Here is a 16,534-nt window from a genome sequence, read left to right as displayed (position 1 = left end):
CAGGGCTGAAAAGCTTAGTGCAACGATATTCTCAAATTCGTCAAGCTTGGTGAACCGCCGTATACCGAACGGTACGTACGGTGGTGTGAGAGGACGGGGGTTAGTCGCCCCCTCCTACTCGATTGTAAAACAGGGATGCACGCTGGCGGCCCTACATCCTCGTTGCCGCCAGCCGTTTGGTCTGCCCGGCCAGATACAGCAGGAACACCAGCAGAACAAGACCCTGGGCAATGATCGCGCCGCTGACGGTTGTGCCGAGATAGATGATGACGTAGTAGATACCCGATCCAACCAGCATGAGCGCGTTCTCGACAAAGTTCTGAATGGCAATCGTTTTTCCCGTACCGACCATCTTCTTTCCTTCCTCCTGCAGGACGGTGTTCATCGGGACGATAAACACGCCGCCCATAAAGCCAACCAGGAGCAAAAACAGGATGGCAACCGCCGTGATATGGAACAGCGGGAACAGCAGGATCAGCACAAACATCAGAAAGCCGTACATGATCGAGCGGTAAAACCGCTGCAGCGGAATCAGCTTGGGAGCGAGAAACGCACCGGCGATAATCCCGATGGATGTCGTTGCCAAAATCAGCGAGACCGCAGAGCTTTTCGGATCGATCCCGAGCGCGATCGGAATCCAGGCGATAACCGCTACGCGAAGGACCGAGGAGCTCATCCAAAAGGCGCCTGTTCCGACAATGGCGAATCCGGTCTCCGGCTTTCTGAGCAGCTGCCGGAAGTGTGCAAAGAACAAACGGGTTTCCGTGCCGTAGCGAATCATCGCGTTTCCGTTGATCCTCGGGATGTTGAACGTCATCAACACGGACAAGCCGTACAGAACCAGACAAATGGCGGACGATACGAGGGTGGGGGTCATGGCGGCAATCGCGCCGCCGCCCCCGATCCCGGTCAAAATGGCGATGATCGTATACGCTTCGATGCGGGCGTTGGCATGGAAGAGCTGGTCTTCATTTTGCGTCAGCTCCGGCAGGATGCCGTACTTGGCGGGAGAGTAGACGACCGCCCCCACCCCGACGGTAAAGTAAGCGAGCATCAGCATCAGGATACTGCTTTGGTCAATAACCAGAAGAATCAGGACACCCAGCACCTTGATCAGATTGCCAACCACCAGCACGAGCGACTTCGGATGCTTGTCGGCGAAAGGCCCCACGAGCGGGGCCAAAGCGATATAAGGAAGAAAGAAGGCCATCGAAACAAGCGCCAGCATCACGGGTGAAAAGCCGTTGTCCTGCAGCAAATTGGCGATGACAAACAGGATCATGTTGTCGGCAAAGGCAGACAGGAACTGGGTAAAGTAGAGGGCCTGCAGCGGTCGCATTCGATTTTTCATCATGCGGGTTCTCCTTTTTCAGCCATTTGTTTCAGCGTGACGTAGTCCGTTTTTCCGCTGCCAAGCAAGGGCAGCGCTTTGGTCCAGCGGATGGAGGACGGGAGCAGCAGGGGAGAGAATTGCTTCTCCGCCAGGTAAGCCCGAAGCCGATCCAGCTTTGCCGTTTCATCTGTCGTGTAGAGGAGAATGCGCTCTCCTTTGCGAGCGTCGCTGATCGTGACGGTGGCAAAATCGGAATGGCCAAAGCACTGGGCAGCCAGCTCCTCCACGAGATTGAGCGAAACCATCTCTCCGCCGATTTTGGCGAAGCGCTTCAGACGCGACTGAATGGTCAAATATCCGTCGGCATCGGCTTCCACGAGGTCGCCTGTGTGGTACCATTCCTCGCAGGGAATAAACCCTTTGCCGTGAATCAGGTAGCCCTTCATGACGTTCGGGCCTTTGACGAGCAGCTCGCCGCCTTGGGTGATGCCTTCTACCTGCTCTAGCTGGTATTCCATGCCGGGCAAGAGACGCCCGACCGTACCCGGCTTGTTGGCCAGCGGCGTGTTCAGCGAGAGGATCGGGGATGTCTCTGTCGCACCGTAGCCTTCGAAAATGCGTACCCCGAATTTGTCCATCCACATCTGCCGTACATCGGGCTTCAGCTTTTCCGCTCCGGCGAAAATATAGCGGAGCGAGTAGAAGTTGTACGGATGAGCATATTTGCCGTAGCCGGCGAGGAATGTCGATGTCCCGAACATGAGCGTGATGTTCTGGTCGTAGCACAGCTCAGAGATGACCTTGTAATGAAGCGGACTCGGATACAGATAGGCCGGAATGCCCGCGATGACTGGCAGCATCGAACCCGCCGTCAGGCCAAAGCTGTGGAACATCGGCAGCGCGTTTAAAATCTTGTCCTGGTTCGTCAGATCGATCACGCTTTTTACCTGCATGATGTTGGCGTACAGGTTGGTATGCGTCAGGACGACGCCCTTCGGCTTGCTTTCGCTGCCGGAGGTAAACAGGATCAGCTCGTTTGTCTCAGCCTTTGACCGCTTGCCGGTCAGGTAGGAGACCAGGGCGGAAAGCTTGTTGCCTGTCGTAGCGGACGCCTTGACATCCTCCAGGTAAACGATGTGTACGCGCCCTTCCAGTCCGTCAATCAGATGCTGCAGCTTTCCTTTTTCAATAAACACGCGGGAGGTCAATACTGTTTTGATCCCGGCCGTTTCGCAGCAATCCAGAAGCGAGCGGATGCCGAGCGAGAAATTCAGGATCGCCGGGGTCACGCCGATCCGGAACAGGGCAAACAGTGTAACCAGATGCCCGACGGATGTCGGCAGGAGCACACCTACCGTCCGCTCGCCTTTCAACAGGTTCTGCATTTTGTCGCCGAGCAGATAGCTGCCGATGAAAAGCGTCCGGTAGTTGATGGACGATGTCATGTCTTTGGCGATGACGAGCTTTTTGCCGTGAATCCTGGAAGCCTCCAGCGCTTCGTTGAACATGTTTACATTCTGTTTCATCCGAGCCTGGAACAGCTCGCGCTGCATCGTGCGCAGGATCAGGTCGCTTCCGGCTGCCTTTTGCTCCCGCATCGAGACGTTTTCCTTTTTATGCATCGTAAATGGAGTGCCGACCGTGATGTCTACCTTCGGGAACCAGACGATGCGCAGCTTGCCTTTCAGATACGAGAATACGGAGCGCTCGAGGCCCTGGATGATGACCGGGTAAACGGTAGCGCCGGTTCGCATCGCCAGATAGCCTACGCCGCTGTAGATCTTCATCAAGCCGCCGGTTGTCGTGATGCGGCCTTCCGGGAAGATGACCAGCGAATCGCCGTTTTTGACGACGCGGATCATATGGCGAATGGAATAAGGATTCATCGGGTCAACGGTGATATGTTTTCGGAAACGCAGGAAAAGTGAAAACTTTTTTGCGATCTCTGTATTGGCTACAAAGGTCGTGTTGGATGGAAGGCAGAAGGACAGGAGCACCGCATCCAACAAAGAGACGTGATTGGGAATGATGATGCCCGGCTGGGAGAGATCCAGCTTGCCGAGGCCATGGACACGCGGGCGAAACCAGAGCATCAGAAGCCATTTGATAAAGGTATAAATGAGAACCATCTGAACCACACCTTTTCTTGTGATAAGGACCGGTCTTGTTAGTTCTCATTCTACGCGGCGCCAGAAGTAAAAAAAGTACCAACTTTCATTGGTACCTGGTCATAAGACTACCGGATAAGGCTGTGAGGAGCTGGAAAGCCGCTCAAAACAGCTTTTTTTGTTTGGCCTTGGCCGCCGCTTCCTTGCTCGTTTTGACGCCCATTTTTTTCAGGATGCGGTTGATGTGGTTTTTGATCGTGCGCTTGGTGATGTGCAGGGTCTGCTCAATCTGGGATTGCGTCTGGCCCTGGTGGATGAGCTGCAGGATGTCCTTTTCCGCCGGAGACAGCAGCTTCTGGTCCTCGCCGCTTTTCAGCCGCATGAATTCGTTTCGAAGCGCGGCGGCGGCGGTGGGATGGATGGCGGACTGGCGCTGATAGGCGGCGCGGATCGCACCGGGTATTTCCTTGAAATTGGACTTGCTGATGTAATTGACGACCGCCGCGGCGGAGAAGGATTCGACGATGACCTCCTCTGCCGTCAGCGAGGTGAGCATGATGATGGCCAGCTCGCGGCCCATCTCCGTCAGCGCCAGCGCGGTTTCGATCCCGTCGAGATTGTTCTCGGTCAGGTTGATGTCCATCAGCACGACGTCGGCTTCGCCGTCCTGAAACCAGGCGAGCGCATCGTCCTTGGCGGCGGCCTCGCCGACGATGGAGAGATCGGCCTCCTTGCTGATGAAATCAATCAATCCCTTTCGCCACACAGGGTCGTCCTCCACGATATAGACGCGGATTTGTTCCATGGGTCTCCCTCCTTTTCACAGGTGCTTTCTTTATTCGACTGACTCCACCCGCTGGTGCGGGAAGTACAAGAAGACATTTGTTCCCTCGTCCTTGACGCTGTAAATTTCCAGGGTGCCCTGGTGTTTTTGCATCACGTTGTAGCAGTAGGAAAGCCCGAGCCCGAAGTTTGTCCCCGTCTTCTTGGTCGAGAAGAAGGGATCGAGTACATGCGGAAGGTTTTCCTTGGCGATCCCTACGCCGGTGTCGGCTACGGCGATGACGAGGTGTTTCTTGGATAAAAACAGGTGCAGCGTTAGCGTGCCGCCCTGCTTCATCGCCTCCAGGGCGTTCATGGTCAGGTTGATCAAAATCTCGCGGACCTGCACAGGATCGCAGCGAAGCAGCCACTGGTCGTCCAGCTCTGTCCGGATATCCACCTGCTGTTGTTCCGCGAGGGGGCGCAAATTTTGCAGGACGTGCTCGATCAAGGCGGCGGGCTGAATCGTTTCCTCGCGCAGGGCAATGTCCCGAAGCTGCCCTTGGATGCGATTGACCATATCAAGCAGGTGGGAAGTGGACTGCTTGATCACTTGTATATCTTCCTGCAGGGCAGGCTGGTTGGTTTTCTCCGCATAATCCTGCATCCGTTCCGTGTAGAGCGAGATTTTTCCCACTTCGTTTTTGATGGTGTGGTTAATGATTTGCGCCCCTGACGTCATCGCCCGGAGTGTGCTGTCCAGACGACGTTTTTCCACGCGCCATTTGACTCCGAGAAAGCCGTACTTGACACTGATCACCAAAATCAGAAGAAACTGAATTCCGACGATCAGACTGTTGTACCTCCAGGCTTCATAGTGGTTTTGCGTCCGCATCACGTAAATGGTAATAAACACCAGAAGCACCGGGAAAATGACGAGAATATTGGTAAACAGCCTGCTCTGTTTCACGAGCGGGTCTTTTTCCTTTTTGTACAGCAAGATGAGGATCAGACTGGCGGCGATAAAATACGGAATCACCCATGCCACCATCAGCCAGTAGTCAAACTGCAGCACCGGGTAGATCGGTGTGATGAGCAGCATGATCAGGGGCGGGAGCAGAGCCGCATACTGGAGAATGGTCTTGGTCTTTTGCCTCAGAAAATCTCCGGAGTGTACGGCGAACATGAGAAACGCGTAAGGCAAGCCCACCTGACAGATAAAGGACGAGACCCTGCTGGCCATGAGCAGCGCGGCGGACAGGGCAGCGGAAAGCGGAAACGAGTCCTTTACGAGCGGCAGGAGCGTCTCGTCGAATACGGCGGACAAGAACCCGCATCCTCCGACGAATGCGGTGGCGCTGGCCCAGCGTGTAGACGTGTTTTTCGGATCCGTGTACAAGACAAAGGCCCCGAAGGCCCATATGGCCAATAAGATGAGAACCATCATGGCGGCTTTTCTCCTGTCATTTGTATAGATTCCATTATACCGTACCGGAGCGGCAGGCGCCTTATTGGCAAGGTTCTCTTTTGCGGAAACTTTTGCTTCGCCCCGTCCAAAATCAAGCGGAAACAAGCATGGCTGACAGAGAAAAGGAAAAGCGCCGGCAAAACGCTTCAAGCTTTCTGATGGACAAATAAAAACAGGCCCCTTTTTCTACATGATAAGTAGAGAAAGGAGCCTTTTCCTTTGCTTCGTGCTTCTCTATTTTTTTACCGGATCTTTCGGAACAAGCTCAAAAATCTCATGCGACTCCATCGTGTCGATGAACCGGGAAAGCCAGTCGTAGTAAGCCAGTGCGTTGTCTATGCGGGTGATGCTTCTCTCCACGCGCGCCTTTAAATCTTCGGAAAGCTCTTCGTTCTGGAGCAGGGATTGGAGCTCCAGCCGGGACTTTTTCATCGCATGCACATTTTGCTCGGAAGCAGCTCTCCATTTCAAGGAGAAGAAATCAATAAAGGTCTGGTGCCAATCCAGATTGACCTCGTAGTGATCCTTCCGTGTGCCTTTTTTCCAGATTTTGTCCACCATCTGCAAATCCATCAAGGTGCGGACACCTGTGCTCATGCTCGTTTTGCTCATGCCGAGCGCTTCGCCCATCTCGTCCAAGGTCATGGCTTTATCCTGAAACAGCATTGTGCCATACAACAGACCAGTAGACATCGTAATCCCATACAGCTCCATGTTCTTGGCTAGTGTCTCGATGACCCGTTCCTGGGCCTTATTCAATTTTTCTTCATGTTTGTCTTCCATTTTGAAAAGAGCAGCTCCTCTGGTCAATTTACCTGTTAACGATTGTACTAATGAAGTTTGCGAAAGTAAATAAACGAATCTTACCGTATATGCTAGATATACTGAGAATACGGAACAAAAAGTACGTAAAGTTTTTTCTGAACAAAGATTACGCTCGAATATGGCCCCTTACCAAATTTGTGGAAACAAAGGGCCGACCGATACAATAAGAGGGTCAGATTCGTGCGAACAATTTATTCGGAGGTGACGTTATGCCAAAAATCAAGGTAGAGCAGTTGACGAAAGTATTCGGGCGTCAGCCGCAGCGCGCCCTTCCTCTTGTAAAGCAGGGTAAAACCAAGCAGGAGATTTTGAAGGAAACCGGTCTGACCGTCGGGGTCAACCAGGCCAGCTTTGAAGTAGAGGCGGGCGAAATCTTTGTCATTATGGGATTGTCCGGGAGCGGGAAGTCGACGCTGGTGCGGCTGTTGAACCGGCTGATTGAGCCTACAGAGGGAAAAGTTCTGATTGACCATGCGGATATCGTGCAGATGAACGAACAGCAGCTGCAAGAGGTCAGAAGAAAAAAACTGGGTATGGTCTTTCAAAAGTTTGCCCTTTTCCCCCACCGGACCGTATTGGAGAACGTAGAGTTCGGTTTGGAAATACAGAATATTCCAAAATCTGAGCGCGAGCCGAAAGCGCGTGAAGCTCTGTCGCTTGTCGGGCTGGCCGGCTGGGAAGACAGCTACCCGGATCAGTTGAGCGGCGGGATGCAGCAGCGGGTGGGACTCGCCAGAGCGCTGGCAAACGATCCGGATGTGCTGTTGATGGACGAAGCGTTCAGTGCGCTTGATCCGCTCATTCGCAAAGACATGCAGGATGAGCTTCTGGAATTGCAGGCGACGATGCAAAAGACGATTATCTTTATTACGCACGATCTGGATGAGGCGCTGAAGATCGGGGACCGGATCGCGCTGATGAAGGACGGGACGATCGTTCAGATCGGAACGCCGGAAGAAATTCTGACCAATCCGGCCAATGAGTACGTGGAGAAATTCGTGGAAGACGTGGACCGCTCCAAGGTTCTTTCTGCCGAGCACGTGATGAAGCGGGCCCAAACGATTACGCTAGACAAGGGGCCGCGGGTCGCCCTGCAGCTTATGAGAGACAGCGGCGTCTCCAGCCTATATGTGGTGGACCGCAAAAAAACGCTGCTTGGCGTAGTGACGGCCGATGCGGTGAATACGGCCAAGCAGGAGTCCTTGACGTTGGAGTCTGTGATGCGAAAAGAGATTCCGACGGTCTCGCCAAAGACATTGCTTCACGAGCTGTTTGACCTGGTCGCTTTTTCAGACATTCCGGTAGCAGTAGTCGGGGAACAAAACCGCCTGCTCGGTGTTGTCGTGAAGGGCAGCGTGTTGGGAGGTCTGGCAGGGAAGGTAAATCCGGAAGTGGGCAGCACTCCCCATGCCGATCAGACTGCCGCTGCGATGGAAGGTGCGAATAGCGGTGAGAATGCAGGGACGAATGCGATGAATCCTGCAAGCTTGAATGCAAGCGCGAATACGCGTGTGAATATCGGTGTGAACAAAAGCGAAAACAAGCAGGCTGCCGCGGACGTGAAAACGGATGAGGAGCATGCTTTCGCGGAAGAAAGGCAGGTGAAGTAGGATGGGAGAGCTTTTTCCTAAGTTGCCGGTAGACCGTTGGATAGAAAATGTGGTTGATTTTCTGGATGATCATCTGGGCATCGTCTTTGACATGATTACGACAGTGATCGGCGGTCTTGTCGATTTGTTTGCCCTGTTGTTTTCGGGGTTGCCGTCGTGGCTTTTGATCATCGTCCTGGTGCTGCTCGCTTATCGTGCAGGAAAATGGCCGATCGCCCTGTTCTCGTTTATCGGACTTCTTCTGATCGAAAATCTGGGGTATTGGGAGCACGCCATGGATACCCTGGCATTGGTTATGACTGCTGGTCTTATCTCTGTCATTATCGGTATTCCTGTCGGGATTTGGTGTGCGCGAACGGATAGCGTCCGCAATGTCGTGACGCCTGTTCTGGATTTCATGCAAACGATGCCGGCGTTTGTCTACCTGATTCCGGCGATCTTCTTCTTTGGTCTGGGCAAAGTGCCCGGGGTCATCGCCTCCGTTATTTTTGCGATGCCGCCGACGATCCGGCTGACCAATCTGGGGATCAGACAAGTGCCAGCCGAGCTGATCGAGGCTTCGGATGCATTCGGCTCCACGGCGTGGCAAAAGCTGGTGAAAGTACAGATGCCGCTTGCCAGACCAACCGTTATGGCAGGTATCAACCAAAGCATCATGCTCGCGCTGTCCATGGTCGTGATCGCGTCGATGATTGGTGCCAAAGGACTCGGGGCGGACGTGTACCGCGCCGTTACCCAGATCAAGATCGGTGCAGGCTTCGAAGCCGGTCTGGCAATCGTCATCATGGCCATTTTATTGGATAGGATCACCCAAAGCATGGGGAAAAAGAAAAACGCCTAGGAGGGGTCTTCATGAAAAAGAGATGGAGCACAGGAATCGCAGCCGTATTGGGAATTAGCTTGCTGATGGCAGGCTGCTCGGGAGCGCCATCCGCGGAGCTGCCAAAAGATAGCCAGGGCGGCCAGTCCGCAGAAGGTTCAACCGGCGGTTCCGGCGGTGTCGGAGCCCAGGTCGACTACAAAATCATCGGGATCGATCCGGGTGCTGGCATTATGAAAGCGGCAGAAAAAGCCATCGAGGAATACGACCTGAAGGATTGGGAGCTGGTCGAGGGCTCCGGTGCCGCGATGACCGCCGCTTTGACACAGGCGTACAAGGACAAAAAGCCAATCATCATCACAGGCTGGACACCGCACTGGAAGTTCTCCAAGTATGAGCTGAAATACTTGAAGGACCCGAAAGGCGTGTTCGGAGCAGGTGAAGAGATTCATACGGTTGTGCGTAAAGGGTTGAAGGAGGATCAGCCAAGCGCGTATGCTTTCCTCGACAATTTCCATTGGACGACCGAGGACATGGAAAAAGTGATGCTGGACATTGCAGACGGGAAAAAGCCCGAGGAAGCAGCAGCCGAATGGGTGAAAAACAACGAAGAAAAGGTAAACAAGTGGGTTGAGGGCATTCAGCCTGCGGACGGCAAGAAGATTTCCCTGGCGTATGTAGCGTGGGATTCGGAAATTGCCAGCACGAATGTCGTCAAGACCGTTCTGGAACAAAAGCTGAAGTACCAGGTCGAGCTGAGCCAGGTGGAAGCAGGTCCGATGTGGGCTGGCGTAGCCAATGGCGATGTGGACGGAATGGTAGCGGCATGGCTGCCGACCACTCACGCCGATTACTATGAAAAGCTGGGTAAAGACGTCGAAGACCTGGGCGCGAATCTGGAAGGAACCAAGGTTGGACTCGTCGTTCCTGCTTATATGGACATCGACTCGATTGAGGATTTGAAGAAGTAAGGACAAATCCGGTGAGAAAAGGCTAGGTAAGCGAGCAAGTAGGGAAGCGGATAAGCAAAAAAGCAAATAAGTTAGCGGGTAAGCAAGTAAGAGTGAGCAAGTAAGTGAGTAAGTAAGCAAACAAAGATGCAAGCAAGGTATCTAAAAGAAAGACAGCCCTGTTCCCGATTCATTCGGGTGCAGGGCTGTACTTTTTTGTATTTATAGACCTGGAAGCTGCAGAGGTGAGGAAGCTAAGGAACACGGAACACGACCTACCCGGGTTACTTCGGAAACGCGACCGTGACCTTGAAGTAGTCTCCGTCGATCTCAATCTCGAGACGTCCTCCCTGGAGCTCTACGATGCTTTTGGCAATCGCCAGACCGAGGCCGGAGCCTTCGGTATGCCGTGATTTGTCACCCCGTTTGAACCTCTCGAAGAGTTCTTCGGCATCGAAGTCGATCTCGTAGGCGGAGACGTTTTTCATGGTGAGGATGACTTCTGCGTTTTGCTCGGACAGGGAGACGTACACGCGCGTATTCGGCATGGAATACTTCAGCGCATTGACGATCAGGTTTTCCAGCACTCTCCACGTTTTGTTGCCATCCAGCTTGGCAAACATCTGCTGCTGCTCGACCTGCACGCGGAAGGTGAGCGAGGACTCCTCGATCTTGTCACTGAACTCCGCCAGGGCCTGATTCAAAAGCGAAGCCACGTTGACGTTCTCCACCTGCAGCTCTACCGCTCCGCTGGCCATCTTGGACGCCTCGAACAGATCGTCGATCAGCACCTTCAGCCGCTGGGTCTTTCTGTCCAGCACTTCGATGTAGCTTGCGACTTCTTCAGGCTTCAGATTTTCCCCTTTTAAGAGATTGACATAGTTGACGATAGAGGTGAGCGGCGTTTTCAAGTCGTGGGAGACATTGGTGATCAGCTCCGACTTGAGCCGTTCGCTTTTTATCTGGCCTTCGACGGATTCCTTGAAGCCTTGCTTGATATTGTTCAGGTTGTCGGCCAGGCGGGACAGGTTTCCTTTTCCTTTGCCTGTCGCGATGATCTGGTGGTCCAGATTTCCGGCTGCCATCTCTTCGGCACCGCGGAAGATTTTGTTCATCAGGCTGATTCTCCTGAGAATGTACGGAAGCACGATAGTGACGTAAAACAGGCAGTAAGCTCCTGAAACCAACAGAAAGAGCTCTTCGCGACGATCAAGGGAAATGAGAGCGACCAATGCGCTCACGGGAAAGGCAAGCGACAGGCCAACCATCAGGATGAGCTTGACCAAGATGTTTCGATTGGCCAATACATCCGTGAGCAGTTCACGGTATTTGACAAACCAGCTTTTCTGCCATTGCCGCTGCCACAGCTCTCGGTCCCGTAGCATCCGAGCGGCCTCTATCAAGCAGAGCGTAACGTAGGCTGCGGCGAACGATTCCAGCCCGAGGATAATGAGCTGCTCGGGACGAAGAGGCAGCGAAAAAAACGAGACGGAGATGGCCAGCACAACCGCGCAGAAGACGGCAAAGAACAGCACGAAGATTCGCAGGTCAACGGGAATGCGCCGCAGCAAGAAGAGCGAGCCTTCGACAAAGGAGAGCTCGGCTGCGCGCTTGCGCAAATACAGGAACAGTCCGACCGCAGCTACAGCGGTGATGACGAGCAGGGCGCATTCCTTGAACAGCCTTTCGCGGATCGCCGCATAATACTGCGCGTTGGAGTGGATCAGGCTGTATCCTTCCACATTTTTCGGGACGTAGATGATCCCTTCCCAGTGATTGGTTTGAAAAAAGTGATTGATCCAACGGAAGCTGTTATCCGTTTCGTTGTCGCTGTTAGGAAAGCGGATGGAATAGACAGAGTTGGATTTCAGTTCTTCCACCGAAGGAGGGGTCGGTACATTGGTGTACACCTCGTCCCTGTTCTTGTTCACGATGTAGTAGCGGAATGACCCGCTCCGCAAAGCGATGCTATCCTCCAGATCCCTGTATTCCTGGTCCTTTGCGGCAACGGCTTGCTTCACCGCTTGCCGGAACGATTCTTCCTGAGACTGGCGTATCTTTTGCAGTTCCTGGTCTCTTGCCTGTTCCAGCTTGGGGACATTCGCCGCTTTTCCGGAAGCCTCGGCTTCCGCGATCAGTGAAGCGTAATGCTGGTTGATTTCTTCCATTTGCCCCGCAGAGCTGCTCGCGAAATCGCTCTTGAGCTGCTCGTATTGATCTTCTCCGAGCTTCTCCATATCTGTTTTGTCGGGATACCCCCGGTAGTTGAAATGAAGCCTTTTGACCATGTCGATAAACTGGCTGAGCTCCTCCTGGAAGCCATTTGTCTTGTAGTAGCGGTCCTGTTGAAGGTAATCGGTCCGCAAAGCGATGTCCGCCGACGCCAGGAAAGAAAGAGAGGTCATACACAGGAACAGCAGGGAAACCAGAATCAGCCCCAGCTTATTTTTCGATTTTGTATCCAATTCCCCATACCACCTTTAAATATTTCGGTTCCTTCGGGTTGATCTCGATCTTTTCCCTGATTCTTCTCACATGTACAGCCACCGTATTTTCGGCGTTCATGTACGGTTCCTTCCAGACCAGCTCGTATATTTCTTCAATGGAGAAGACACGGCCCTTGTTTTTCATCAGCAGCTCGAGGATTTTGTACTCCGTAGGGGTCAGGCGAACCTCCTCGTCATCGACAAAAACCGTCTTGGAGGTCGTGTTGAGGACCAGCCCCCTGACGTGAATTTCGTCTTCGCCCGCAACATACGTCCCCAGATGGGTATAGCGCCGCAGCTGCGATTTGACCCGCGCTACCAGCTCCATCGGGTTAAACGGCTTCGTTACATAATCGTCCGCTCCGACGTTAAGCCCGAGGATTTTGTCCGTATCCTCCGATTTTGCCGACAGCATGATGATCGGAATGTTTCGGCTTTCCCGGATGGCAAAGGTCGCTTTGATCCCGTCCATCTGCGGCATCATAATATCCATGATAATGAGGTGCAAATCCTCGCTGTTTAACACTTCCAAAGCTTGAAGTCCGTTCTCCGCTTTGAATACCTTGATGTTTTCGTTCTTGAGATAAATTTCGATCGCGTCGCGGATTTCTGCTTCATCGTCCACGACAAGCACATTATACTTGGACACGCCAGCTTCCCACCTTACGAATCTTTCTTGTGTCTGTTCATTTCCCGAACCGAGGAGATATTTCTATCATACCGGGTACTTTTTACAAAAGGGCTTTGAAAATCCTTACAAAATTCTTACGAAAAGAAATGATAGGCGAAAAAGAAAACAATGACCCGCAAGACAGGGCACCTGGTAAAGTGTCCGGCTTGCGGGTCAAAGCTCAACATTCGGATCATAGCTCAGCAATTTTCCGATGATGCTTTTTTATGGCAAACAATGATCGTGCAGAATTGTGCTGCGTTTTTATCAGCCGTAGCTCGCATAGGCGATAATGCCTTCTTCTTCGTCTAGAACGAGTTCCAGTCTGGCCGAATAAGGATCGCGGTGCATGTACGTCTGCAGCCAATAACGGATCGCTTCAATAATGTTGATTTTGATAAAGATCTGCTTGCGGTCGTTGGCGTACACTTCAGCGGAAAAACCGTAGTCCTCGTCCCACATCAGCTCGACGGCAACCTCTTGCGGCTGAATCTGCTTTTTGCTCGCCACATGCATGCAAATGGCGTTTATAATGTCCTGCTCAAGAATTTTTATCGTTTCCATGTATCCCATTCCTGCTTTTTACGCTGGTTTTTAAAGAGCAAGTAAACCTTCCGGATCACAGCGATCAACACGATGACCGCGAGGATGTTGATCATGAATCCGAGGATGGAGCCGAGTACGCCCAAATCGCTGAACAGGCTGCCAAACAGCAATCCTGCCAGACCGCCGACGAGCAGGCCTTTCATGAAACCGCCTTTGCTCGGTGCAGCAGTAGATGTATTTTTTACCGGTGTTGTGGAATTCGTGGTGTTGTTGTTCGTCGTCGCATTTACATTGGAATCCGCTTTGTTCGGCGTCGTTTTTGTAGGAGCGATAGACTTTTTGCCGGATTTGTAGCCTTTGGCATCGGCGTGATCGGTTACAAAGCCAGTTGGAGCCAGTACAAGGACAAACGCAATGACCAACATCAGTAATTTTTTCATTATAGGAAAAGTCATCTCCTTTTTATTTTCCGTCTATATATAAGTCTATGATTATTTTCCGGCTTATTCAACCGGTATTGATAGTAAATGATGATTTGTCACAGATTGTATGATATTTTTTTGTTCGCAAAATAGTCCTCATTTACTACGCTCAATAGGTTATGAGTATGTTATTATAATTTTGCTATAGTATTTTTAACCTAATTAAAAATTCTGAAAAAGGCAAACCCACTGAAAGGCGGGGACGCAAAGCCACGGGTCTAAGGCTGCATAAAAATGCGGCTACGACAGCCGGGTTGCCAGACCGAAGCAAAGAAGCTGTCGGAATGGCAGTCTTCTTTTTTTTGTGCCCAAAAAAGAAGGCAGGTCGTCGCGTGTAGGGGGATAGGGAGGGATCATATCCATGGGAAACAGTCTCAAGCAAAAACTGATTGTGGTGATGAGCATCCTGCTAATTATCAGTTTGATTTCTGTATCTGTTGCGAGTTACTGGAGCTCCTCGAGTATTCTGGAAACGAGCCTTGACAAGGAAGCCGAGCTGAGCGCAAAAAATCTGTCTGAACAGATTGAAACGTTTTTTAACAGCAAAATTATCATTCTCGAAACGATTTCCAAAATGATCTCGGAAGACAACGATCAGGCAAAGGACCTGAAGCTGATTCAGGACGCCCAGAAGCAACACCCGGAGTTTGAAACCTTCTTCTTTTCCTACGACCTGACCGGAAACCGTGTCATCAACTTCAAAGGCGAAGTGACACAGGTTTCCGACAGGGAGCACTTTCAGGCTGCGGGAAAAGGCGAAGGGAAAGTGATCATCTCGGAGCCGGTCGTCTCCAAGCGTACCGGCAACAATATCGTGACGATCATCGTACCGCTGATGAAAAACAACAAGCAGTACGGGTACATGGGGTCTACCATCCCGATCAACGAAATTCAGACAACCGTTTCCGAGGAAACCTTTGGGCAGACAGGCTACGCTTTCCTCGTCAGTCAAAAAGGAACCTATGTCTGGAATCCAAATGAAGAGTTGATCCTGAAGGAGTCTCTGGCTACTACCGATATTCCGCAGCTGCAGGAGGCTTTCCAAGCGATCCAGAGCGGCGGAGAGGGAACGGTTCAGTACGAGGCGGATGGCAAGGAAATGTTCGCATCCTACGCGTCTACTGACCAACACTGGGGGGTATTTATTGCCGCTCCATCTGAAGAGCTGCATGCCCCTATCGCTGAATTGATGGTGAAGCTGTTGATCATCTCCGGCGTCGCTATCGTTCTCGCTATCGCCGTCGTTTATGCCGTGGCAGTCAGCATGGTCCGGCCTATTCAGCGTCTGAACCAGGTGGTGCAGGTGGTGGCGAAGGGCGACTTGACCAATAGCGTGACCGTGCAAGGAAAAGACGAGATCGCCGTGTTGTCCCGCGATTTCAACCAAACGGTGAATCATTTGAAGGACTTGATCCAGGGTGTCTCCCTGTCTTCGGATGAGGTGCTCTCCTTCACCAAGGAAGTATCTGCCGGGATAGATCAAGCGACCCAGGCAGTAAACCGGATCAGCAGCTCTGTTCAACAAATTGCTGACGGCGCCGCAGCGCAGGCTGGCAGTGCGCAGGAAGTCGCGCTTTCGATGAATGATATGGCCGTCGGCATCGTGAAGATTGCGGAGACATCCTCGCGGGTATCGGAATCTGCGCAGGAGGCGGCCAAACAGGCGGAGCAGGGCGCTACGGTGGTAGATCACGCCGTGCAGCAAATGACGAGTATCGGAGAGGGCACTGCCAAGGTGTCGACAGCCATCGAAAAACTGCATGCGCGGTCCCAGGAAATCGAAAGCATTCTTGACACGATCAGCGGGCTGACCTCACAGATCAATCTCCTCGCCTTGAACGCATCGATTGAAGCGGCACGGGCAGGCGAGCATGGCCGCGGCTTCGCGGTTGTAGCGGGTGAAGTGAAGAGTCTGGCGCATCAGTCTGAAGAATCGGCGGCGAAAATCGCTCAGCTGATCCAGGAAATCCAGCAGGATACCGCGGAAGCAGTAGAGGCGATGGATGCCGGGAATAAAAACGTGAAAGACGGTGTTGAGCTGATCGAGGAAGTGCGAGCCATTTTTGATCGCATCATGAGCGCCTCGCGCAATGTAGCAGACCACATCCTCGAAGTCTCCGCCGCTTCGGAAGAAATGTCGGCCGGTTCGGAAGAGGTAAGCGCATCGGTGGCAGAAATGCACGCCATCGCCAACCATGCATCCGAGGATGCAAAAAATGTGGCGGAAGCGACACATCAACAACTGCGTACGATTGAAGATATTGCCGAATCCGTCGGCAAGCTGCAAGATGTGGTGGATGAAATGCAGAAGAGGCTTGGGAAATTTACGCTGTAGCCATACGCTGTGGCCATTTTGGATATCAGTAGGAAAAGCCTCCTGCGAAAGGGGGGATGCCTCTGGGAGATAGCAGGAAACATCTGGAAAGTGTTGAGGCAGAAACAAAGACAAAAGCATTGGATCTGGAGGAGAAGAA

Annotated in this window: 13 protein-coding genes and 1 riboswitch; of the genes, 4 read left to right on the top strand and 9 right to left on the bottom strand. The window is 52.4% G+C overall.

The annotated features are described in order from the left end of the window. Positions 1-151: 151 nt before the first annotated feature. The 5 genes from lplT to EDM54_RS07320 all read right to left on the bottom strand — a co-directional run bounded on the left by lplT (position 152) and on the right by EDM54_RS07320 (position 6,454). Positions 152-1,351, bottom strand: coding sequence for a lysophospholipid transporter LplT (lplT, locus tag EDM54_RS07340; protein WP_122957995.1), 1,200 nt, complete (start codon positions 1,349-1,351; stop codon positions 152-154). Further along, entirely contained in the window at positions 1,351-3,462 is a 2,112-nt protein-coding gene (locus tag EDM54_RS07335) for an AMP-binding protein (protein ID WP_003388637.1), read from the bottom strand. Before EDM54_RS07335 ends, lplT begins: the two co-directional genes overlap by 1 nt. A gap of 142 nt (positions 3,463-3,604) precedes the next feature. Then, positions 3,605-4,246 (bottom strand): response regulator, encoded by a 642-nt coding sequence (locus EDM54_RS07330; protein WP_003388636.1) that lies wholly within the window; start codon positions 4,244-4,246, stop codon positions 3,605-3,607. A 30-nt stretch (positions 4,247-4,276) separates the two neighbouring features. Then, on the bottom strand, positions 4,277-5,650 hold the full coding sequence (locus EDM54_RS07325) for a sensor histidine kinase (protein WP_024984501.1): 1,374 nt from the start codon (positions 5,648-5,650) through the stop codon (positions 4,277-4,279). Positions 5,651-5,905: 255 nt separating this feature from the next. Next, a complete protein-coding gene (locus EDM54_RS07320) occupies positions 5,906-6,454 on the bottom strand; it encodes a GbsR/MarR family transcriptional regulator (RefSeq protein WP_003388634.1) in 549 nt (182 codons plus the stop codon). Positions 6,455-6,705: 251 nt separating this feature from the next. Between EDM54_RS07320 and proV the strand changes: the two genes are divergently transcribed. Genes proV through EDM54_RS07305 form a run of 3 tightly spaced genes read left to right on the top strand, consistent with a single transcriptional unit; the run spans position 6,706 to position 9,897 of the window. Beyond that, positions 6,706-8,106, top strand: coding sequence for a glycine betaine/L-proline ABC transporter ATP-binding protein ProV (gene proV / locus EDM54_RS07315; RefSeq protein ID WP_024984500.1), 1,401 nt, complete (start codon positions 6,706-6,708; stop codon positions 8,104-8,106). A 1-nt stretch (position 8,107) separates the two neighbouring features. Next, entirely contained in the window at positions 8,108-8,947 is an 840-nt protein-coding gene (locus EDM54_RS07310; RefSeq protein ID WP_024984499.1) for an ABC transporter permease, read from the top strand. 11 nt (positions 8,948-8,958) lie between these two features. Further along, positions 8,959-9,897, top strand: a complete 939-nt coding sequence (locus tag EDM54_RS07305) for a glycine betaine ABC transporter substrate-binding protein (protein WP_003388631.1) — start codon at positions 8,959-8,961, stop codon at positions 9,895-9,897. 263 nt (positions 9,898-10,160) lie between these two features. Here EDM54_RS07305 and EDM54_RS07300 read toward each other — a convergent pair whose 3' ends face one another. The 4 genes from EDM54_RS07300 to EDM54_RS07285 all read right to left on the bottom strand — a co-directional run bounded on the left by EDM54_RS07300 (position 10,161) and on the right by EDM54_RS07285 (position 14,018). Continuing rightward, positions 10,161-12,341 (bottom strand): sensor histidine kinase, encoded by a 2,181-nt coding sequence (locus EDM54_RS07300; RefSeq protein WP_031932520.1) that lies wholly within the window; start codon positions 12,339-12,341, stop codon positions 10,161-10,163. Then, complete coding sequence (locus EDM54_RS07295) at positions 12,319-13,011, bottom strand: response regulator transcription factor (RefSeq protein WP_122957994.1); 693 nt, start codon at positions 13,009-13,011, stop codon at positions 12,319-12,321. The genes EDM54_RS07300 and EDM54_RS07295 overlap by 23 nt, the downstream gene beginning before the upstream one ends. 288 nt (positions 13,012-13,299) lie before the next feature. After that, a complete protein-coding gene (locus tag EDM54_RS07290; RefSeq protein WP_003388627.1) occupies positions 13,300-13,596 on the bottom strand; it encodes a YxcD family protein in 297 nt (98 codons plus the stop codon). Further along, entirely contained in the window at positions 13,584-14,018 is a 435-nt protein-coding gene (locus EDM54_RS07285) for a hypothetical protein (protein WP_003388625.1), read from the bottom strand. Before EDM54_RS07285 ends, EDM54_RS07290 begins: the two co-directional genes overlap by 13 nt. A 211-nt stretch (positions 14,019-14,229) precedes the next feature. Further along, a riboswitch (cyclic di-GMP riboswitch) is annotated at positions 14,230-14,322 on the top strand. Between the two features lie 99 nt (positions 14,323-14,421). Here EDM54_RS07285 and EDM54_RS07280 point away from each other — a divergent pair. Next, positions 14,422-16,395: a methyl-accepting chemotaxis protein gene (locus EDM54_RS07280; protein ID WP_003388623.1), complete on the top strand. Its 1,974-nt coding sequence runs from the start codon at positions 14,422-14,424 to the stop codon at positions 16,393-16,395. Positions 16,396-16,534 lie beyond the last annotated feature (139 nt).

The organism is Brevibacillus borstelensis (assembly GCF_003710865.1).
Taxonomy (GTDB): Bacteria; Bacillota; Bacilli; order Brevibacillales; family Brevibacillaceae; genus Brevibacillus; species Brevibacillus borstelensis.
Note: the sequence above shows the minus strand (reverse complement) of the source record. Positions and strands in the feature narration are given on the sequence as shown.